15 protein-coding genes are annotated in these 20,718 nt (G+C 61.1%); 11 read left to right on the forward strand and 4 right to left on the reverse strand.

What is annotated here, in order from left to right; genetic code table 11:
* Positions 1 to 6: 6 nt before the first annotated feature.
* Positions 7 to 1,164, reverse strand: coding sequence for an AI-2E family transporter (locus tag AC1DWG_RS00650; RefSeq protein WP_477787120.1), 1,158 nt, complete (start codon positions 1,162 to 1,164; stop codon positions 7 to 9).
* A 579-nt stretch (positions 1,165 to 1,743) separates the two neighbouring features.
* On the opposite strand from AC1DWG_RS00650, the gene AC1DWG_RS00655 reads away from it, so the two are divergent.
* From AC1DWG_RS00655 to AC1DWG_RS00675, 5 genes are all read left to right on the forward strand, one after another.
* Positions 1,744 to 2,646 (forward strand): LysR family transcriptional regulator, encoded by a 903-nt coding sequence (locus AC1DWG_RS00655; protein WP_477763096.1) that lies wholly within the window; start codon positions 1,744 to 1,746, stop codon positions 2,644 to 2,646.
* A gap of 126 nt (positions 2,647 to 2,772) precedes the next feature.
* Positions 2,773 to 3,399: a glutathione S-transferase family protein gene (locus tag AC1DWG_RS00660; RefSeq protein WP_477763095.1), complete on the forward strand. Its 627-nt coding sequence runs from the start codon at positions 2,773 to 2,775 to the stop codon at positions 3,397 to 3,399.
* A gap of 63 nt (positions 3,400 to 3,462) precedes the next feature.
* On the forward strand, positions 3,463 to 5,493 hold the full coding sequence (locus tag AC1DWG_RS00665; RefSeq protein ID WP_477787121.1) for a pyridoxamine 5'-phosphate oxidase family protein: 2,031 nt from the start codon (positions 3,463 to 3,465) through the stop codon (positions 5,491 to 5,493).
* A gap of 109 nt (positions 5,494 to 5,602) precedes the next feature.
* The gene (locus AC1DWG_RS00670; protein ID WP_477763093.1) at positions 5,603 to 6,799 is read left to right on the forward strand and encodes a DUF3142 domain-containing protein; all 1,197 of its coding nucleotides are present in this window, start codon (positions 5,603 to 5,605) and stop codon (positions 6,797 to 6,799) included.
* Complete coding sequence (locus AC1DWG_RS00675) at positions 6,786 to 8,900, forward strand: hypothetical protein (RefSeq protein ID WP_477787122.1); 2,115 nt, start codon at positions 6,786 to 6,788, stop codon at positions 8,898 to 8,900. The genes AC1DWG_RS00670 and AC1DWG_RS00675 overlap by 14 nt, the downstream gene beginning before the upstream one ends.
* Positions 8,901 to 8,903: 3 nt before the next feature.
* Here the strand turns inward: AC1DWG_RS00675 and AC1DWG_RS00680 are convergent, their stop codons facing one another.
* Positions 8,904 to 9,533, reverse strand: a complete 630-nt coding sequence (locus tag AC1DWG_RS00680; RefSeq protein WP_223443659.1) for a LysE family translocator — start codon at positions 9,531 to 9,533, stop codon at positions 8,904 to 8,906.
* A 145-nt stretch (positions 9,534 to 9,678) separates the two neighbouring features.
* Here AC1DWG_RS00680 and AC1DWG_RS00685 point away from each other — a divergent pair, with 145 nt between their 5' ends.
* Positions 9,679 to 10,152, forward strand: a complete 474-nt coding sequence (locus AC1DWG_RS00685) for an Lrp/AsnC family transcriptional regulator (protein WP_008045644.1) — start codon at positions 9,679 to 9,681, stop codon at positions 10,150 to 10,152.
* A gap of 111 nt (positions 10,153 to 10,263) precedes the next feature.
* Here AC1DWG_RS00685 and lpdA read toward each other — a convergent pair whose 3' ends face one another.
* Positions 10,264 to 11,664 carry a dihydrolipoyl dehydrogenase gene (gene lpdA, locus AC1DWG_RS00690; protein ID WP_477787123.1) on the reverse strand — a complete coding sequence of 467 codons (1,401 nt, stop codon included), beginning with the start codon at positions 11,662 to 11,664 and terminating at the stop codon, positions 10,264 to 10,266.
* A 214-nt stretch (positions 11,665 to 11,878) separates the two neighbouring features.
* On the opposite strand from lpdA, the gene hflK (AC1DWG_RS00695) reads away from it, so the two are divergent.
* The 5 genes from hflK (AC1DWG_RS00695) (at position 11,879) to cfaB (ending at position 19,240) form a co-directional block, all read left to right on the forward strand.
* Positions 11,879 to 13,837, forward strand: coding sequence for a protease modulator HflK (gene hflK / locus AC1DWG_RS00695; RefSeq protein ID WP_477787124.1), 1,959 nt, complete (start codon positions 11,879 to 11,881; stop codon positions 13,835 to 13,837).
* Positions 13,834 to 14,877 (forward strand): protease modulator HflC, encoded by a 1,044-nt coding sequence (hflC, locus tag AC1DWG_RS00700; protein ID WP_477752220.1) that lies wholly within the window; start codon positions 13,834 to 13,836, stop codon positions 14,875 to 14,877. The genes hflK (AC1DWG_RS00695) and hflC overlap by 4 nt, the downstream gene beginning before the upstream one ends.
* A complete protein-coding gene (hflK, locus tag AC1DWG_RS00705; protein ID WP_477763089.1) occupies positions 14,874 to 15,932 on the forward strand; it encodes a protease modulator HflK in 1,059 nt (352 codons plus the stop codon). Before hflC ends, hflK (AC1DWG_RS00705) begins: the two co-directional genes overlap by 4 nt.
* On the forward strand, positions 15,929 to 17,839 hold the full coding sequence (locus AC1DWG_RS00710) for a cation-translocating P-type ATPase (protein ID WP_477787125.1): 1,911 nt from the start codon (positions 15,929 to 15,931) through the stop codon (positions 17,837 to 17,839). The genes hflK (AC1DWG_RS00705) and AC1DWG_RS00710 overlap by 4 nt, the downstream gene beginning before the upstream one ends.
* A 219-nt stretch (positions 17,840 to 18,058) precedes the next feature.
* A complete protein-coding gene (cfaB, locus tag AC1DWG_RS00715) occupies positions 18,059 to 19,240 on the forward strand; it encodes a C17 cyclopropane fatty acid synthase CfaB (protein WP_477763087.1) in 1,182 nt (393 codons plus the stop codon).
* Here the strand turns inward: cfaB and cls are convergent.
* On the reverse strand, positions 19,237 to 20,676 hold the full coding sequence (cls, locus tag AC1DWG_RS00720) for a cardiolipin synthase (protein ID WP_477763086.1): 1,440 nt from the start codon (positions 20,674 to 20,676) through the stop codon (positions 19,237 to 19,239). The genes cfaB and cls overlap by 4 nt on opposite strands.
* Positions 20,677 to 20,718 lie beyond the last annotated feature (42 nt).

The following is a 20,718-nucleotide window of genomic DNA, read 5'->3' on the forward strand; positions in this document are numbered from 1 at the left end:
AACTCCTCAGACAGGACGCTGATCGTTCATTGCCTCTGTCTTCGGTGTCTCGTTCAACGCCTCGATCTCGGGTGTCTCGTTCATTACCTCGGCAGACGGTTGGTCCTGGACCCATTGCCAGAACAGTTGGTAGCCCACCGCCAGCGCAACCGGCCCGATGAACAAACCAATGAAGCCGCCGCTCACCATACCGCCCAAGGCGCCAATCAGAATCACCGGCATCGGGACATCGACGCCGCGGCCTAGCATCAACGGCTTGAGGACGTTATCGGCCATCCCGGCAATCAGGCTGTAGATGCCAAACACAATGGTGGCCAGACTGGTCCCTTCGGTGGCGAAGACATAAGCGATCACCGGAAGAGTCACCAGCAGCACCGGCAATTGCATGATCCCCATCAACAGCGCCACCATGGCCAGCAGCCCGGCACCGGGGACGCCCATGAGCACGAAGCCCACACCGACCAGCAACATCTGAATGAACGCGATGCCCACCACACCCTGGGCGACCGCGCGGATGGTTGCAGTGCACAGCTCGGTAATGCGTGGGCCACGCTCCGGTCCGGAAAGGCGCGAGGTGATGGCAAGGGCGCTTCTTTCGCCGTTTTCGCCATAGGCCATGAGCACGCCAGCAATGATCAGGGCGCCGATGAACAACAGAAAGCCCACGCCAACGTCGGCCATTTTGCCCAACAAGGTCAGCCCGACGGACTTGATATAGGGCATCACCTTCATCAGCACGCTGCTCATGTCGGTGGCGGCTTGCATCCAGTAGCCGTAGAGCGGCTTGCCAATGAGCGGCAGGGAAGCGATTTTTTCGCTGGGTAGCGGAATCTGCAGCGTATCGGACTTGAGGATCGCCAGAGTGCCCTGGATCGATTCACTGATCGAGGTGCCCAGCAGGTAGATCGGCACCATCAGCAAGGCCAGGGAGACCACCACGATCAGGGTGGCGGCACGACCGTCCTTGTTGACCAGCTTGCGCTTGATGAGCGCATGCAGCGGATACAGGGTGATGGCCAGAATCAGCGCCCAGAGCATGAGGTTGAGGAACGGGTGGAAGATCTGAAAGCAGAACAGCACCAGCACGGTAATCAACCCGGCGCGTATCAGTACATCGAGCAAACCACCGGACAGTGCTCTTGCGGAAATGTTTGTGCGCAACATTCTCGAACTCCTTGCGGTGTCACCAGGTTAGCCAGCTAGTTGAAGTTCACTCTTCCCTACTCAGTGACTCTTGGAAGCAAGATCGATGGACAGGCGTCCAAGCGCTAACAACTAACGCCTTATTTCACGTAGGGAAGATTTCAACGAGGTACCTACTAATACTCAATAGGTAACAGGGTGGCTTGTAGTATAGGAGCAGTCGTATATTCCGCCTGTTTATGCAGGCTGGAATTCTGCCGCTGTGGATATCGTCCGCTGACGAGCCCATGCCTGGAAACGGGTTGGGGGCCGAGCCAGTGGCTCTTTTTCCCTGTCAGGCATTAGCCGTTGCAGCGGGTGGGTCCGGATAATTGCGAACAGTCGCACCTGTCGCAAGAAAATAACCCTCATTAATTATCAATAATCCCCCGGCCTGCTCTTTGAGGTTTGTGCCGCGCTTGGTTTTTACAGCGCAGGCGCTAGAGTGCAGTAGCCCATTGATTTAATTGATGGTCGGACGCCCAACTTTGATATTGAGCACTTGCGTTTAACATCCCGGCCTTTTATTGCGATTTATCTATCTGAAATAAGGACATGCCCATGGACCGTTTCCAGGAAATGCAGGTCTTCGCTGCCGTCGCCCAGGAACAGGGTTTTTCGGCGGCGGCGCGGCGTTTGGGGCTGTCGGCGGCCAGCGTCACCCGAGCGGTGGCGGCGCTGGAGCAGCGTATTGGCACGCAACTGCTCACACGTACCACGCGCAGCGTGTATTTGAGCGAGGCCGGTCAGCGATATCTGGAGGACTGTCGGAGAATTCTCGCCGAGGTGCAGGAAGCCGAGGATTCGGCAGCGGGCAGCCATATCCATCCTCGTGGGCAACTGACCATCACCGCTCCGGTTTTGTTCGGCGAGCTGTTTGTCACGCCGCTGATGGTGAGCTACCTGACGCAATTCCCCGAAGTCTGCATCAACGCGCTGCTGGTGGACCGGGTAGTGAGCGTGGTCGAGGAGGGCGTCGATGTGGCCATCCGCATCGGCGAACTTCCTGACAGCAATCAGCATGCGATCCGCGTGGGTGAGGTGCGGCGGGTGATCTGCGCATCGCCACAGTATCTGGCCAGCCATGGTCGGCCCAGGCATCCACAGGAGCTGGCTCAGGCGCCGATCATTGCGACATCGGCCATAGGCCAATTGCGGAGTTGGCCATTCATTGAAGACGGCGAAACCTTGAGTGTCCGGGCTGAACCACGACTGGTGGTGACAGCGAATCAGGCGGCCATCACGGCAGCCTGTCTGGGGTTGGGCTTCACGCGGGTACTGTCTTATCAAATCGCGAGCAAGGTGGCCGCTGGTGAGCTGGATATCATTTTGGCCGACTTCGAACTGCCGCCGTTGCCCATCCATGTGGTCTATCAGGGCGGGCGTAAAGCGCCGGCCCGGGTGCGCAGTTTTGTTGATTTTGCGGTGAAGACCCTGCGCGAGCATCCGGCGCTCAAGTGTTGAGTTATTTCACCCAGTGAAATAATTGATTGCGTTTTATGGTGATTCTGTAGTTTTGGTTGAAGGTAGAGTATACGCCTCATCGGCGCTGGTCTTCCTGAGCAGCACCACTCCCCCGAGGTGTCGACCATGCAAGTGATCAAACTCTACAACTTCCCACGTTCCGGCCACGCTCACCGTGTCGAGTTGATGTTGTCCCTGCTGAAATTGCCGACCGAACTGATCTTCGTTGACCTCGCCAAGGGCGAGCACAAGCAACCGGCGTTCCTGGCGCTCAATGCATTCGGCCAAGTGCCGGTGATTGATGACCAGGGCGTGGTGTTGGCCGACTCCAACGCGATTCTGGTGTATCTGGCGCAAAAGTACGGCAACGGTCGCTGGCTGCCGGCTGATCCGGAGGGTGCGGCCAAGGTCCAGCGCTGGTTGTCGGTGGCTGCCGGCCCGATTGCCTTCGGTCCTGCCCGGGCAAGATTGATCACTGTGTTTGGCGCGCCTTACAACGCTGCAGAAGTGATTGCCTACGCCCATACCGTGCTCAAAGTGATCGATCACGAACTGGCCAATACGCTGTATCTGACCGGCACTGAACCGACGATTGCCGACGTCGCCGCCTACAGCTACATCGCCCATGCGCCCGAGGGCAATGTGTCGCTGGACGAGTACGCCAACATTCGAGCCTGGCTGGCCCGCATCGAAGCCTTGCCGGGTTTTGTCGGCATGCCGCGCACCGTTGCCGGTCTGCAAAAAACCGCCTGATGCTGACGGCCCGGAGTTACCGGACCGCCCCGTTCTGCGCCACTGGCGCAAGGGAGAAGCCGTATGGACCGTTCACCCTGGCATGCCGGCGAGAAGCAATTGCAGGCGCATGTGGGCGTTGCCGAGCGAATGGAGGTGTTCGGTCGTAAGGTGATTCGCAGCGAGATGCCGGAGCAGCACCGCACGTTCTATCAGCAATTGCCGTTCATGCTGTACGGGGCGGTGGATGCCGACGGTCATCCCTGGGCCAGCATCCTTGAAGGTGAGCCTGGTTTCGCCCACTCGCCTGAACCTGGCTTGCTGCAATTTCGCGGCCTGCCTGCCGTTGACGATCCTGCGCAGATGAGCGACGGCTCGGCCATTGGCCTGTTGGGTATAGAGCTGCACACTCGCCGTCGCAACCGCATCAATGGCCATGTCCGCGCCATGACTGCGGGTGGTTTCGCGGTGACGGTAGACCAGTCCTTCGGCAATTGCCCCCAGTACATTCAGTTGCGCCAGTTTCGCTCGGTGCCGCTGACCGATCCTTCGACGCGTGCCGCCCAGCATTTCAACGAACTGGATGACGCGGCCAAAGCCATGATCGCCGAGGCAGACACGTTCTTCGTTGCCAGTTATGTGGAGGTCGACGGTGAACGTTCGGTGGATGTGTCTCACCGTGGCGGGCAGAGCGGTTTCGTACGGGTGGAAGGCAATCGCCTGACCATTCCGGACTTCGCCGGCAACCTGCATTTCAACACCTTGGGCAACCTGCTGCTCAACCCCCGGGCCGGATTGCTGTTCATCGATTTCAATAGCGGTGATTTGCTGCAGCTCAGCGGACGCACTGAAATCATCCTGGAGGGCCCTCAGGTCGAGGCGTTCCAGGGAGCCGAGCGCCTGTGGACAATCGATGTCGAGCAGGTGGTACGTCGCCCCGCCGCTCTGGCGCTGCGCTGGCGTTTCGACGGTGTTTCACCCACCAGTTTGCTCACTGGCACCTGGGAGCAGGCCAAGGCGCGTTTGCAGGCCAAGGCCCTGGGCGATCAATGGCGGCCGTTGCGGGTGGCGCGGATTGAAGCGCAAAGCCACAGCATTCGCTCGATTTACCTGGAGCCCGCTGACGGAGCCGGGTTGCCACTGTTCCAGGCCGGGCAGCATTTGCCTCTGCGTTTCAATATCGACGGTGAAGTGCACATCCGCACGTACAGTTTATCGAGCGCGCCGTCCGATGATTTTTTCCGCATCAGCGTGAAGCGTGACGGGCGGGTGTCTACGCATTTGCACGAGCAGATTCGTGTTGGCGATGTATTGGAGGCGCGGGCGCCGCAAGGGCATTTCACCGTGGCACCCCATGAGCGTCGGCCATTGGTGTTGCTGGCGGCCGGGGTGGGCATCACGCCGCTGTTGTCGATGCTGCGGGAGGTGGTTTACCAGGGATTGCGTACCCGCCGTATCCGCCCGACATGGTTTATCCAGAGTTCGCGTACGCTGGGTGACCAGCCGTTTCGCCGCGAACTGGATCGCTTGCTCGAAGACGCCGGTGACGCGGTGCGGGTGGTGCGTTTGCTCAGCCAACCGGAACCCGAGGCGATGCAAGGAGAGGACTTCGACCTCAGTGGACGGATCGATGTCGCGCTGCTCAAGGATCTGCTGACAGTCGAGGACTACGATCAGCTGGATTTTGTCGTCTGTGGTCCCGGGAGTTTTACCCAGGCGTTGTACGACGGCTTGCGCGAATTGAACATTCGCGATTCGCGGATTCACGCCGAAACCTTCGGCCCGTCCACCTTGCGCCGGCGACCGGACCCCAATGCGGTGGTCATCGAGCAACCGCCAGCCGCCACCACGTCGGTGCCCGTGGTGTTCCAGCGCTCGGCCAAGGAAGCGCGCTGGCAGCCAGAGGGCGGCAGCTTGCTGGAGCTGGCGGAAAGCCGTGGCCTGCGCCCGGAATTCAGTTGCCGAGGCGGCTCCTGTGGCACCTGCAAGACGCGCTTGATCAGCGGACAGGTACATTATCCACTGCCGCCCGCGGAGGTGCCGGATGACGGACAAGTGCTGATTTGCTGTGCGATTCCGGCGCAGGGGGCGCAGCCGTTGGTGCTCGATATCTAAAGATCATTGCAGGCCAACATTGCCCGCCGGTCGATGGCTGGGTAGGGTAGTGGGCAGAACGAAAAAGGGCCGCAGAGGCCCTTTCTGCATTTCAGGAACAGGCGTTTCAATGGTTTTTTTCACTCGCTCGATGGTCTTGCTGATGGCGCTGGAGCTCACCACCGGATGCGAAAGACAGGATGCACCGCCGCTGGATCAACAGCTTTACGTCTGGCAGCGGCAGTGGACGCCGGCCCACGACGCTGCCCTCAGGGACAGCCGCGCCGATTTTTCGACGTTGCGAGTGCTGGCCTTGCAGGCTTTCCCCAACGCGGGCTGGAGTCGGGCCCGAATTGACCCGGCACTGCTCAAGCGTGATGGCCGGCCGGTGATTGCGGTGGTTCGCCTGGATGGGCAGCTCAAGGCACTGGATCAGGAGGAAGTCACTGCGCAGATCCGCCAGGTGATCAGCGATTGGCAGGGACAGGGGTTGAACCTCACCGGCGTGGAAATCGACCACGATGCCGGTAATGCCCGGCTACCGGCGTACCGCGAGTTTCTCGTGCATTTGCGCGAAGCATTGCCGACTTCGCTGCCGCTGAGCATCACGGCGTTGCCGTCCTGGCTCGACAGTCGTGAACTGCCGGCGCTGTTATCCACAGTCGACAGCAGCGTGTTGCAGGTGCACGCGGTGAGCGATCCGCGTCGCGGCTTGTTTGATGCCGATCAGGCGCGGCAATGGGCGAAGGCCTGGAGCCGCATCACAACAAAACCTTTCTTTCTGGCGCTGCCGGCTTATGGCGTGGCGTTGCTGCCGTCGGTGGGCGGCGCACCTGTTGTGGAAAGTGAAGTGACGGTGGAGCGTGCAGGCCTGCGCCGTGAATTACTTGCCGATCCGCAGTCATTGCGCACCCTCGGCACCGAGTTGCGTGCCGATCCGCCGAAACATATGGCGGGCCTGATCTGGTTTCGCCTGCCATTGGCCAACGACCGTCGGGCCTGGAGCTTGATCACTTTGCGCGCCGTGGCGCGTGGTGACGCCCTCGACAGTCAATTGAAACTGCAGCTCTCGGCCGACAATGACCTCTATGACATCGGCATTAGCAACCAGGGCAATCTCGATCGCGCCTGGCCCGAACGTCTGACCCTGGCGGTCAGTGATTGTGAGGGGGCCGATGCCCTGGCCGGTTACGCGTTGCAACAGAGCCCGGATCTGCTTACCTTCACCCGCCTGCGCGACGGTCGAATACCGGCCGGCGGACAGCGTGCCATTGGTTGGGCTCGCTGCGCACACATTGATCAAGGAGGTTCGAATGTTCACCCGTAACTGGCCGCGTCATTTGCTTTGCCTGAGCCTCAGCCTGCCACTGGGTTCGGCGCTGGCCTGCGGCCCGGACTTCCCCATGCGCCTGCTGGATAACCGTGGCCAGTCGCTGGCGGAACTGCCGGAAGGCAACTTCAGCTTTGAAATCAGCCGCCTCGGCCACGCCATCAACGGGTTGAAGAACGTCACCGCTGGTGCCAACTACGCGGATGAGACTGACCCTGTTGCGCTGCGGGATCAGGCCGAGCAGGTGGGACTTTCCGCTGAGCAACAAGTGTTGGTGAAACACCTGCGCAGCCTGACCGATGCCCGTCAGGTTGAAACCCAAGGGGCGCAACTGCCGCCTGAGCTCAGGTTGTACCTGGCCGGCGCTGTGGCATTTGGCGCGGGGGATACGGCCTTGGCCGCCGGCTATTTCAAGAGAGTGCTGGCCCTGCCCGCAGAACAACGGGCTTCGCGCAGCACCTGGGCGGCTTACTCGTTGGGGCGCGCGTTGTTCGCCATGAGCGTCGAAGCCGATGCGGCCCCGGATTTGCTCGAACAATCGCGCAAGGCCTTTGAGCAAACCCGGCAACTGAGCATCGACGGCTTCAGCGATCCACTGGAACTGGGTGTCGCTAGCCTCGGCGAAGAAGCCCGGGTGGTGCGCACTGCCGGTGACTGGAACCGCGCCATCGAGCTGTACGCCACGCAGAATCTGCACGGCTCTGCGGTGGGCTACACCTCGCTGAAGCTGTTGATGGCGGACCTGATGACGCTGCCGGAGGATCAAGTGGCCGAGTTGCTCAAGGGCCAACCAGTGCAGCAACTGGTGACCGCGTCGCTGATCAGCCGGTTGGGTTGGTCGTTCGGCGATCAACCGGCCAACGAACAAAAAATGATCAAGCTGCTGCAAAACAGCACCCGTGGCAGTCTCGAAAACGCCGACCGCCTGGCGGCGATGAATTATCAACAGGGTGATTACGCCAGCGCCAAGGCTTTCCTCGAACATTCCGGCGATGGCGGTTTGGCCTGGTGGTTGCGGGCAAAACTGGCGGTGCGCGAGGGCGATAAGAGCGCGGCCGCCGCAGCCTATGCCAAAGCGGTCCAGGCCTTCCCGCAGAATGAATCCTGGGGCGAGCGCCGCACCCCGGACTACGATTACGAAACGCTCCAGCCCAAATGCCGGGTCGAGGGTGAAAGCGCGATCCTGGCCCTGCAACGCGGGGATTACCTCCAAGCCTTCGATCAGCTGTATCGCAGCCAAAGCATTTACTGGTTTGACGCCGCCACCGTTGCCGAGCGCGTGTTGACCCTCGAAGAGCTCAAACACTACGTCGACACTCAAGTACCGGCACCGCCGCCGCTCAGCCAGCAGGACCGCGACAACTACGTGCCCTTGCCGGTGGCGGCGAGCCTGCGCAATCTGCTGGGTCGGCGTTTGTTGCGCGAGGGGCATTACGAGCAAGCGCCGGCGTACTTCGACAATGACGGCTTGCGGCATAAGGCGAGGTTGTATGGCGAGCAACGTCTGGCGGCTGATTCAGCCTGGTGGCCGACCCGTCGCGCCGCTGCGCTGTTCAATGCGGCCTGGACGGCCCGCGAGTGGGGCATGGACATCCTGGGCTACGAAATGGCGCCGGATTACGCCACGCTCGGCGGTAACTTCACCCTGGCAAACGACGAACTCAAGGTCGGTCCGCTGGTGGCCGAGGACGAAGTGAAGCGCCAGCAGGCCAGCGCTGCCCAGCCAGATCAGCGTTATCACTATCGCTTCGTGGCCACCGCGCTGGCGAGCAAGGCGGCGGATAACTTGCCTCACACCAGTCAGGCGTTTGCGGCGGTGCTGTGCGAGGCGTCGGGGTGGAACAGCAGCCTCGAGGAGCAAAGTGCGATTTATCAGCGTTATGTCAAAGAAGGGCCTTACGTGGAATGGGCCGCCGATTTCGGCCACCAGTGCCCATACCCCGACTTCGAAAACGCCGACAAACGCTACGTGACCCAAGTCACCGACGCTGCGCGTTCGACCTTGCGCCCGTACAAGACACCGTTACAGGTCGGTAGCTTAGTGGTGTTCGTGGCAGCCGCGCTGTTGATGTTCAAGCGCCGCCGCAAGGCGCAGTGAGGTTCAAGCCTGTTGCACAAAGGTCAGCCGCACGGCGAAACCGATCAACAGGCTGCCGAACAACCATTGTTGCAGGCGCTGGGCTGAGGGGCTGCGTTGCAGCCAACGGCCGAGTGCCGCGCCGATCAAAGCGTAGGCGCTGTCGAACAGCAAACCGACACCGACCAGCACCACGCCCAACGTCGCAAATTGCCCGAGCACCGGCCCGGCCTGTGGGTTGATGAATTGCGGCAGCAGCACCGAGCAGAACAGCAGTGCCTTGGGGTTGAGCAGGTTGGTCAGCAGTCCGCGTCGGATGGCTGCGCCCCAGCGTGGTTTTTCGCCGGTTGCGTCGGCGCTGGTGAGGCTCGGCAGCATCGTGGTTCGCAGGCACTGAATGCCGATCCACAGCAGATACGCGGCACCGGCCAGGCGCACCACGTCGAAAGTCCAGGGCGCCGCCTTGAACAGTGCCGCCAGCCCCAGCGCCGCCAATGCCACATGGCAACCCCGGGCGATGCCCAGGCCCACGGCCGTGGCCAGCGCGGCGCCTTTGCCCTGGCGGGCACCGGTCTGCAACAGCAAGATCATGTCTGGCCCCGGCAACAGGTAGACCACTGCCAGTGCCATGAAAAACAGCCAGAGACCTTGCATGTTGCACCCCGTTCGTTGTCGATTTGGTCGTACCAGTCTAGGGCTGGAGGGCGGGGCAGGTGCTTGCGTTGTCAGCTTCTATCAGGACGTGTATTGGCATAATCTGCCACTTAATCAAGATTGAACCATCAGGATCTGCCAAACCATGAAACTCGACGCCTACGACCGCAAGATCCTCGCCGCGCTGCAACGGGATGGCCGCCTGAGCAATGTGCAACTGGCGGACGAGATTGGCCTGTCGGCATCGCCATGCTTGCGCCGGGTGCGGATGCTTGAAGAGGCGGGGGTGATTCGCGGCTACCAGGCCAACCTGGACCGCGATGAAGTGGGGTTGGGGCTGACAGTGTTTGTCGGGGTCAAGGTCGAGCGTCATAACGATGAACAAGCCGAAGCCTTTCGCCTGGCGGTAACGGCATTGCCCGAGGTGATTTCGGCGTTCCTGGTGTCGGGAGAGTCGGATTTTCTGCTACAGGTGGTGGTGCCGGACTTGCGCGCCTATGACCGCTTTCTCACCGGGCGATTGCTGAAGCTGCCGGGGGTGAGTGATATTCGCAGCAACTTTGCGATTCACACGGTGAAGGCCCCGGGGTCGTTGCCGCTGGAGCATTTGCCGCTCTAGACCGAGTCGTCTGCATCGCGAGCAGGCTCGCTCCCACAGGTACAGCGCAAACCTTGTGGGAGCGAGCCTGCTCGCGAATGCGATAGATCAGTCACTGCAACGCTTCAAGTCTTACATCTGCGTCGCCATCCCCTCCACATTCATCGCCGCCTGGCGCAAGGCCTCTGAGCGGGTCGGGTGTGGGTGGCAGGTCAGGGCAATATCTTCGGCCGAGGCGCTGAATTCCATGGCCACGCAATACTCGCCAATCATTTCACTGACGCTCGGGCCGACCAGATGCACGCCGAGGACTTCGTCCGTGCGCTCATCGGCCAGCACTTTGGCGAAGCCTTCGGTTTCGTGGTTGATCTTCGCCCGGCTGTTGGCAGTGAAGGGAAACTTGCCGACCTTGTACGCCCGACCTTCAGCCTTGAGCTGCTCTTCGGTCTTTCCGACGCTGGCCAGCTCCGGTCTGGTGTAGACCACGCTGGGGATCAGGTCGTAATTGACCTCGCCCGCCTTGCCGACGATTTGCTCGACGCAAGCCATGGCTTCGTCCTCGGCCTTGTGCGCGAGCATGGGACCCGAGGTCACGTCGCCAATCACCCAGATCCCGGCGGCTTCGGTTCGATGTCCCTTGTTGGCGAGCATGCCGCGCTTGTCCGTCGCGAGGCCGACGTTCTCCAGGCCCAGGCCCTGTGTATAAGGTCGGCGCCCGATGGCCACCAGCACGTAATCGGCTTCCAGCAACTCGGCAGCACCGCCAGCGGCAGGCTCGACGCTGAGTTGCACGCCGGTGGTGGAAGTGGTGGCGCTGGTCACTTTTGAACTCAATTTGAAACTCAAGCCTTGCTTGCTCAGGGAACGCTGCAGGGTTTTGCCGGCTTCGATGTCCACGCCGGGACAAATCCGGTCGAGGAATTCGACCACCGTCACCTGAGCTCCCAGTCGCCGCCAGACCGAGCCCAGCTCCAGGCCGATCACGCCGGCGCCGATCACCACCAGATGCTTGGGCACCTCGGTCAGCGCCAGGGCACCGGTGGAGTCGAGGATGCGTTTGTTATCGATGTCCACGCCGGGCAGGGGCGTGGGCTCGGAGCCGGTGGCGATGATGATGTCCTTGGCGTTCAACTCAGTCTTGCCGCCGGCGCTATCGGTCACCGTGACTTTGCCCGGCCCGTCGATGTGGCCCCAGCCTCTGATCCAGTCGACCTTGTTCTTGCGGAAAAGAAACTCGATGCCCTTGGTCAGCCCGGTAACGCTTTCATCCTTTTGCCTCATCATCTGGGCGAGGTTGAGGCTGGGTTTGACGTCGATCCCCAGATTGGCGAATTCCGCACCCATGGCCGCGTCGTACAGTTCGGAGGCATGCAGCAATGCCTTGGATGGCATGCAGCCGACGTTCAGGCAGGTGCCGCCGAGTGTGGCGCGTCCTTCCACGCAGGCGGCTTTCAGACCCAGTTGTCCGGCGCGGATCGCCGCGTTGTAACCGCCGGGGCCACCGCCGAGTATCACGACGTCATAAGTGCTCATGGATGTACTCCTGGATCGAAAGGGGAAGGGATGGGTAAAAGTAGTTACTGGATAAAATTACGAACGTAATATGTGCATTCTGTCGCATTTCGGTCAAGGCTTCAGGTAAGCGACAGGTTGGGCATCTTTAGATAGCGCGCCTGAATACGGAAATTTCACCATTTTCGTTATATCGTAACGAACTGCCCTGTAAGCGAAGACACTCTGGAGTGGTATGCAAGTCGATCTCGATGTTGATGAAACGCCGTTAGCCGGGTTGCCGCGCTTTCAGCAGGCGTTCATTCAAGGGCGGCGTTTGCGCCAGTTCGCCATCGGTGCGGGCGTACTTGCGACGGTGGGTGTGCTGCTGGCGTTGTTTGCCGGGCTGTTTACGTCGCAAACATTGTGGCCAGCGTTGCTGTTGAACCTGAGCATGGCGTTTGTCGTGTTGATGGCGGGTTTGCAATCGGCCTGGTGGGTCGCCCAGTGGCGTGCCCGCGCCATGAATCCCGTGGTGCCGGTGGTGGTTGTCGACGAGTCTGTCGCGCCTACCGGGTGGTATGAACGCTTGCTGGACCGGATCGGCCGGCAATCTCAACACTTGCTCGGACAAATTGGCGCGCCGACGCTGTGGCTTGGCGGCTGGGCATTGCTGGCGGTATTGGGCGTCGAACAGGCGTGGAACCTCACGTTGCCCTCGGCAGCGCTGGGCCTGGCGGCCACTGTCGGGGCTGCGTGCTTTTTGCTGTTGGCGTTCGGCCTATTGGTGATGGAGCGCCATCTGGCGCAGGAAAACACCGCGCAATGGCCGGAAGCCGCTGCGTTGGCACAATTGACCCGTGTGGCAATCATCAGCCTGGTACTCGGTGCTTTTTGTCTGTTGTTTGCCGATGAAACTTCAGTATGGCCCGTACGCCTGGCGGTGTTGATCGGACTGCTGCCGGGGCTGGTGGCGGCAGAACTGTTGCTGCGTGCGCTGTTGTCATTGTTCAGCCCGCGCCGCGAACGCCTTGAGCCGGAGCTACTGGCGCGCAGCGTTGTCGCTGACATGCTGCGCTGGCCACCACAGCCATTGCTGGCGTTGCAGCACGAATTGCATAACCGCTTCGGCATCGATCTGCGGCAAATCTGGGCCTTCACTTATATGCGCCGGGCATTCCTGCCGGTGTTGGCGGTGGTTTCGCTGGTTGGCTGGTCGCTGACCGGCATTCACGAAATTGCCCTGCAAGGGCGTGGCATCTACGAGCGATTCGGCAAGCCAGTGGAGGTGTTCGGCCCAGGTTTGCATATGGGTTTGCCTTGGCCATTGGGCCGGGTGTTGAGCGTCGAAAATGGCGTGGTTCACGAGTTGGCCACCAGTGTTGGCGAAACCTCGGCCCCCGCTCAGGCCGACCCCGCCGAAGGCCCGGCCCCGGCAATTGCCAATCGTTTGTGGGACGCCAGCCATGTGAACGACAAATCCCAGGTGATTGCCAGCAGCCGAGCCGACAAGCAGAGTTTTCAGATCGTCAACATGGACGTGCGCTTCGTCTATCGCATTGGCCTGACCGATCAGGCGGCGTTGGCCGCGACCTATAACAGTGCCGATGTGCCGATGTTGATTCGCAGCACCGCCAGCCGAATCCTGGTTCACGACTTCGCTTCGCGCACCCTCGACGGTTTGCTGGGCGAGGATAGGGTAGGGCTGGCCGAAGAAATCGGCCGCGCCGTCCAGGCTGACTTGCGAAAGCTCGACAGTGGCGTGGAAATTCTCGCCACGGTGGTCGAGGCGATTCACCCTCCGGCCGGTGCAGCCAACGCCTATCACGGCGTGCAAGCGGCGCAGATAGGTGCGCAAGCCTTGATCGCCCGTGAACGCGGCGCCGCTGCCGAGGCCACCAACCAGGCGCAGTTGCAGGCCAGCATCGCCCGCGATCAGGCGACGGCCAGCGCCCGAGAGATCAATGCAGGCGCCCAGGCGGCGGACCTGAAATTCAACGCCGAGCAAAAAGCCTATGCCAGCGCTGGCCAGGCCTTCGTGCTGGAGCAGTATTTCAGCCAGTTGTCCCAGGGTTTGGCCAACGCCAAATTGCTGGTTCTCGATCATCGACTGGGCGGCAGCAGCAATGCGCCGACCATCGACCTCCGTACGTTCACGCTGCCGGTTGACCCTGCGCCGTCGCGTAAAACCGCTCAGCCAGGAGCTGCCAATTGAGCCAGTCCCATACTCATGATCACGATGACCACGCCGGCCACGATCACGGCCATGGCGGGCATCACCACCACGGCCATCACCATCATCACCACGGCGATCCTCAGGAGGCCGGACCGTTTCCATGGCGCCGTATGGGTTGGGCTGCATTGCTGGTGGCGTTTGCGGTCGCTGCCGCGAGCCTGGTGCAGGTGCGTTCGGGGGAAGCCACAGTGATCACACGCTTCGGCAATCCATCGCGAGTTTTGCTGGAACCGGGACTGGGCTGGCGTTGGCCGGCACCGTTCGAGGCGGCGATCCCGGTGGATCTGCGGTTGCGCACCACGTCCAGCGGTTTGCAGGATGTCGGCACCCGGGACGGTTTGCGCATCATCGTTCAGGCCTACGTGGCTTGGCAGGTGCAGGGTGATTCGGACAACGTGCAACGTTTCATGCGCGCGGTGCAGAACCAACCCGATGAAGCTGCGCGGCAGATCCGCACCTTTGTCGGCTCCGCACTGGAAACCACCGCCAGCAGTTTTGATTTGGCGAACCTGGTCAATACCGATGCCAGCCAAGTACGCATCGCCGATTTCGAAGCACAACTGCGCAAGCAAATCGATCAGCAGCTGCTCACCACTTATGGCGTGCGCGTGTTGCAGGTCGGTATCGAACGATTGACGCTACCTTCGGTGACGCTCACCGCGACTGTCGACCGGATGCGCGCCGAGCGTGAAACCATCGCTACTGAACGCACGGCGATCGGCAAGCGTGAAGCCGCGCAAATTCGTTCCGCCGCCGAACGTGATGCGCGGATCGTGCAGGCCGATGCCACAGTGAAAGCGGCAGATATCGAAGCGCAATCGCGTGTCGAAGCGGCGCAGATTTATGGTCGTGCCTATGCTGGATCACCACAGCTCTACAACCTGCTGCGCTCGCTCGACACCTTGGGAACGGTGGTGACGCCGGGGACCAAGCTGATTCTGCGCACCGACGCCGCACCATTCCGCGTGTTGGTTGACGGTCCGCCGAGCCTCGACAACAAATCCGGATCGCAGCCATGAGTTTGGTTCCACGTGGAACAAATGAGTTGAGTAGCCCCTGGATTCAGGCCGGGCGCTTGGCATTTATTGCCCTGTATGCGGTAACGGTGTTGGCGGCATTGGCGTGGGCGTTTTCCAATGTGCGGCAGATCGATCCGCAAAATCGCGCGGTGGTTTTGCATTTCGGCGCGCTGGATCGCATTCAGAATGCCGGGCTGTTATTGGCCTGGCCTCAACCCTTCGAGCAGGTGATTTTGTTGCCAGCGGCAGATCGGGTGATCGAGCGTCGAGTGGACAGTCTGTTGCGCAGTGGTACCGCGATGCAGGCAGATCGCGTGGCCAGTTTTGCCACGCCCATCAGCGATGCCCTCGCAGGCTCCGGCTATCTGTTAACGGGTGATGCCGGTGTGGTGCAACTCGATGTGCGGGTTTTCTACAAAGTCACCGAGCCCTATGCATTCGTGCTCCAGGGCGAACACGTGTTGCCGGCGCTGGACCGACTGGTAACCCGCAGTGCAGTTGCGCTCACGGCCGCACGGGATCTGGATACTATCCTGGTTGCTCGCCCGGAATTGATCGGCGCCGATAGCCAGGCGGCGGAAAGACGCGAGCGCTTGCGTGGTGATCTGGTGCAGGGCATCAATCAACGGCTGGCCGAACTCACTGCAACCGGGCAAGGCTTGGGGATCGAAGTGGCGCGGGTCGATGTGCAATCGAGTCTGCCCAGTCCTGCGGTGAACGCTTTCAACGCGGTACTGACGGCCAGCCAGCAAGCCGATAAGGCCGTCGCCAATGCACGCACCGAAGCCGAGAAACTCACGCAGACCGCCAACGAGCAAGCCGACCGCACGCTGCAGGTGGCCCATGCCCAGGCGAGTGAACGACTGGCCAAGGCGTCGGCTGACACGGCCACTGTGTTAAGCCTGGCCAAGGCGCAACAACAGGGGACTGATCCGCAAATGCTGTTGCGTATTTACCGTGAACGAATGCCGAAAATCCTCGGCCAGGCCGGTTCCGTCACGACGGTCGACCCTAAAGACGATTCCCGCCTGATCATTCAGGGAGCTGCACAATGACCGCTCAAACTGCCGCGGCACCGAGCCTGTTGTCTTCGACCGAACAGCGCCGGGCCGCGCGTCAACTGACACTGGCCATGCTCGCATTGGGCCTGCTTGCCCTGGGACTGATCTGGCGTTGGCTCGCGCCCGAGCAAAATGGCGTCAGTCAGTTGCTGCTGGGTTTTGCCTCGCTGCTGGTCGCCGTGCCGGTCATGCGCTCGGCCTGGTACAGCTTGCGATATCCAAGCCTGCACGGCATCACCGATCAATTGATTGCCTTGGCCATGCTAGGTGCCTGGGCCACCGGGGATCTGCTGACGGCGGCGTTGTTGCCGATCATCATGATCTTCGGCCACGTGCTGGAAGAGCGTAGCGTGATCGGTTCCCAGGAAGCGATTCACGCCCTCGGTAAACTGACCCGCAGCCACGCGCGAAAGATTCAGGCGGACGGTTCCATCATCGAAGTCGACAACGGCACACTCAAAGCTGGCGATCTGGTCGAGGTGCGAGCTGGGGACCGGGTGCCGGCGGATGGCCGGGTGTTGTCCGGTCAGGCCAGTCTCGACACTGCTTCCATTACCGGCGAATCGGTACCGATGGAGTCGGGCGTCGGCATGTCGGTGTTCGGTGGCGCGATCAACCTCGATGGCCTGCTGCGAATCGAAGTGACCCGTACCGGCCATGAGTCGACCCTCGGCAAAGTCATCGCCCTGATGCAAAACGCCGAGCGCTCGAAACCGCCGATCACTCGTCTGCTGGAGCGTTACGCCGGCAGCTATATGGTGCTGGTCTTGCTGTTGGCGGCCGTGACCTGGTTCATCACCAACAACGCTCAAGCGATGCTCGCGGTGTTGGTGGCGGCCTGTCCTTGTGCACTGGTGTTGTCGGCACCGGCCACCGCGATTGCCGGAGTGGCAGTGGCGGCGCGTCACGGTATTTTGATCCGCAGTTCCGCGTTCCTTGAAGAGTTGGCGGACCTCACCTCGCTGGTAGTCGACAAGACCGGGACGCTGACCTTCGGTACATTGCGACTGCAATCCATCGACAGTCCGCTGGAGGATCGCAGCCATGTCCTGAAGCTGGCTGCCAGCCTCGGCTCCGCCAGCAGTCACCCGGTCAGCCGTGCGCTCGCGGGGTTGGTGACCCAGGAGCATTTCCTGCTGCTTTCTGACATCCATGAGCGTCAGGGCCTGGGCGTGGTGGCGATGACCGGGCAGGGTGAGGCAGCGCTCGGCCGGCCGGAGTTGTTCGCGCAACTGGGCATCAGCACATCGGCGGTGCCCGATCACGACGGACCGATTGCCGGGTTGGCGCTCAACGGTGAATTCCTCGCGTGGCTGTTGTTGGCCGACAGCGTCAAACCCGAGGCACAGTTTGCCTTGAGCGAACTGCGTGAACTGGGTTTGGGCCGCCAGTTGTTGCTCACCGGTGACCGGCACAGCGTCGCGCAAACGCTGGCCCGGGATGTCGGGATCAGTGACGTCGAAGCGCAAGCCTTGCCCGAAGACAAACTCAACCGCGTGCTCAAGGAAATCGACAGCGGCTTCCGGCCGATGGTGGTCGGCGATGGCATCAACGACTCCCTGGCCCTCAAGGCTGGTGTGGTGGGGGTGGCCATGGGCGCCGGTGGTGCAGACATCGCCCTGGCATCGGCGGACATCGTGCTGATCGGCAGTGACCTGCGCCGCCTCGGCACCTGCGTGCGCCTGAGTCGTCAGTGCCGCCAGACGTTGCAGGTCAATGTGATCATCGGACTGGGCTGGACCCTGGCGATCGTAGCCTTCGCCGCGTTCGGCTGGCTTGGCGCTGCCGGGGCGATGATTGCGGCGTTGCTGCATAACCTCAGCACCTTGCTGGTGTTGGGCAATGCCGGTCGTTTGCTGCGGTTCCAGGAGCCGTTGCTCAAGCTCAAGGACGAAACCTGAAGGAGAACGCTCTAAACCGGGTAATCACGGGGCTTCAACTTTTTAGAACTGTGCGCCCGGTTCGTAGTCATTGAAGATGAGGGCACATCATTTTTGTGCGTTCGCGGCGGCCGGTTTGGGCATCGCGATTCATTGAAAACGGCTATTGATTCGATAGCCAGCTATTTTTCAAAGATGGTCTACCCTCTGTTTAGACGTCTGAAACAAGGGGGATTCTCCATGCTCGCGCATCTTCCACCGGCCTTACAGAATCTGCAGCTACCGCTTCGCCTGAGACTCTGGGATGGCCATGAATTCAATCTGGGGCCGACACCCAGTGTCACGATTGTGGTCAAGGACCCACAAATGGTCGCCCAGTTTACCCATCCAAGCCTGGATGCCCTTGGCGCTGCATTTGTCGAAGGCAAACTGGAACTCGAAGGCTCCATCAGCGATGTGATCCGCGTCTGCGATGAATGGAGCCAGGCGTTGCTCAATGAAGACGACGATCAGCCTGTCCGTACGGTCCACGACAAAGAGACAGATGCCAAGGCGATTTCCTACCACTACGACCTTTCCAACGCGTTCTATCAGCTGTGGCTCGACAGCGACATGGCGTATTCCTGCGCTTATTTCGAGACCGGCAGCGAAAGCCTCGAGCAGGCCCAGCAAGCCAAGTTCCGTCATTTGTGTCGCAAGCTGCGCCTGCAGCCCGGCGAATATCTGCTGGATGTGGGTTGTGGTTGGGGCGGATTGGCGCGTTTTGCTGCGCGAGAATTTGGCGCGAAAGTGTTCGGTATCACCCTCAGCAAGGAGCAGTTGGCCTTGGCCCGGGAGCGCGTAAAAGCGGAGGGCCTGGAGGATCTGGTCGAACTGCAACTGCTCGACTATCGCGATCTGCCGCAGGATGGCCGCTTCGACAAGGTGGTCAGCGTCGGCATGTTCGAACACGTCGGCCACGCCAATCTTGCCGAGTACTGCAAGACCCTGTTCGACGCGGTGAAAGAGGGCGGCCTGGTGATGAACCACGGGATCACCGCCAAATACACCGATGGCCGTCCGGTGGGGCGTGGTGCCGGTGATTTCATCGGGAAATATGTGTTCCCCAACGGCGAGCTGCCGCACCTGTCGATGATCTCTGCGGAGATCAGTGAGGCCGGGCTGGAAATCGTCGACGTCGAGAGCTTGCGCCTGCACTACGCACGCACGCTCGATCACTGGAGCGAACGCCTGGAAGACAACCTCGAAGCGGCCTCCAAACTCGTACCGGAGCAAGCCCTGCGCATCTGGCGGCTGTACCTGGCCGGTTGCGCTTACGCCTTCGCCCGTGGCTGGATCAACCTGCACCAGATTCTCGCCGTGAAGGCCCACGCCGATGGCAGTCATGAACTGCCCTGGACCCGCGACGATATCTACCTCTAGAGAATCGGTGAAATAAGCCGGGCGACCCGCATGCCGACCTGCTGCAGGCGGTGGGTCTCCCGGCCTTCTTCTTTGGCGATTTCGTGGGCGTTGGCAAAGTCATCGTTGAGCATCTGTTCCACCTCGGCGGCGAACGCGCTATCGACGGTGAGCAACATCACTTCGAAATTCAGCCGGAACGAACGGTTGTCCATGTTGGCGCTGCCGATGGCGCTGAATTCGCTGTCGATCAACACCACTTTCTGATGCAGGAATCCGGGTTGGTAACGGAATACCCGCACGCCGGCGCGCACCGCTTCGAAGGCATAGAGGCTGGAGGCGGCGTAGACGATCCGGTGGTCAGGCCGGGACGGCAACAGCAGGCGCACATCCACGCCACGCAATACCGCCAGGCGCAAAGCTGCGGACACGGCTTCGTCGGGGATGAAATACGGGCTGGTAATCCAGACTCGTTCCGTCGCCGCATGGATGGCTTCGACAAAGAACAGTGAACAGGTTTCGTAGGCATCGGCCGGCCCGCTGGCGAGCAATTGGCACAGCACGCCGTCTTCCGGATAAACCTCGGGCAGGATCAGCGGCGGCAGTGCACGAGCCGCCCAGAACCAGTCTTCAGCGAAAGACTCCTGCATGCAAGCCACCACCGGCCCGCGTACTTGCACGTGTGTATCGCGCCATGGTGCCAGGGGCGGCTTCTCACCCATGTATTCGTCACCGACGTTGTGCCCGCCAACGAAGCCCAGAATGCCGTCCACCACCACGATCTTGCGGTGGTTGCGGAAGTTCACCTGAAAGCGATTGAGCCAGCCACTGCGGGTGGCAAAGGCTTTGACCTCGACCCCGCCATCACGCAAGGTCTGCACGTAGCCGTGGGGCAGGGAGTGGCTGCCAATTCGGTCATACAACAGGTAAACCGCCACGCCTTCGGCGGCTTTTTTCAATAGCAGGGTTTGCAGGCGTTGGCCCAGGCGGTCGTCGTGAACGATGAAAAACTGGATCAGCACGGCTTCTTTCGCCTGGCTGATGGAATCGAAAATGGCGTCGAATGTCTGCTGGCCGTTGATCAACAGCCGCATCTCGTTGTTGGCCAGGCACGGCATGTGTCCCAGCTTCGGCAGCGCTCTGAGTGAGGCATATGCCGAGGAGGCGCGGGCGGTGAGTGCTTCTTCCACCCAGGGTCGCCAGTTGAGTTCGGAGATGGCCTTGCGCATTTCCTCGTTGGCCTGCCGCCGGGCCTTGATGTAGCCATCGAACGTGCTGCGGCCGAACACCAGGTACGGGATCAGTGTGAGGTAAGGGATGAAAAACAGCGACAGGGCCCAGGCGATCGCGCCTTGGGCGGTACGGACGGTCAACACGGCGTGTATGGCCGCGATCATGCCCAACGAGTGCAGCAGGGCGATGGTATAACCGAAAATATGCGGTCCGAAGTAATCCATGGGGGCTGCCTTGCTCCTGAAGATTCAGTGCTTAACAGACCA

The organism is Pseudomonas sp. P4_B3, from assembly GCF_056402295.1.

Coding starts and splice junctions, on each gene's coding strand:
- AC1DWG_RS00685 (WP_008045644.1), top strand. CDS start 9,679: ATGAAACTCGACGCCTACGACCGCAAGATCCTCGCCGCGCTGCAACGG.
- AC1DWG_RS00655 (WP_477763096.1), top strand. CDS start 1,744: ATGGACCGTTTCCAGGAAATGCAGGTCTTCGCTGCCGTCGCCCAGGAA.
- AC1DWG_RS00675 (WP_477787122.1), top strand. CDS start 6,786: ATGTTCACCCGTAACTGGCCGCGTCATTTGCTTTGCCTGAGCCTCAGC.
- AC1DWG_RS00680 (WP_223443659.1), bottom strand. CDS start 9,533: ATGCAAGGTCTCTGGCTGTTTTTCATGGCACTGGCAGTGGTCTACCTG.
- cls (WP_477763086.1), bottom strand. CDS start 20,676: ATGGATTACTTCGGACCGCATATTTTCGGTTATACCATCGCCCTGCTG.
- cfaB (WP_477763087.1), top strand. CDS start 18,059: ATGCTCGCGCATCTTCCACCGGCCTTACAGAATCTGCAGCTACCGCTT.
- AC1DWG_RS00670 (WP_477763093.1), top strand. CDS start 5,603: ATGGTTTTTTTCACTCGCTCGATGGTCTTGCTGATGGCGCTGGAGCTC.
- hflK (WP_477787124.1), top strand. CDS start 11,879: ATGCAAGTCGATCTCGATGTTGATGAAACGCCGTTAGCCGGGTTGCCG.
- lpdA (WP_477787123.1), bottom strand. CDS start 11,664: ATGAGCACTTATGACGTCGTGATACTCGGCGGTGGCCCCGGCGGTTAC.
- AC1DWG_RS00650 (WP_477787120.1), bottom strand. CDS start 1,164: ATGTTGCGCACAAACATTTCCGCAAGAGCACTGTCCGGTGGTTTGCTC.
- AC1DWG_RS00710 (WP_477787125.1), top strand. CDS start 15,929: ATGACCGCTCAAACTGCCGCGGCACCGAGCCTGTTGTCTTCGACCGAA.
- AC1DWG_RS00660 (WP_477763095.1), top strand. CDS start 2,773: ATGCAAGTGATCAAACTCTACAACTTCCCACGTTCCGGCCACGCTCAC.
- AC1DWG_RS00665 (WP_477787121.1), top strand. CDS start 3,463: ATGGACCGTTCACCCTGGCATGCCGGCGAGAAGCAATTGCAGGCGCAT.
- hflK (WP_477763089.1), top strand. CDS start 14,874: ATGAGTTTGGTTCCACGTGGAACAAATGAGTTGAGTAGCCCCTGGATT.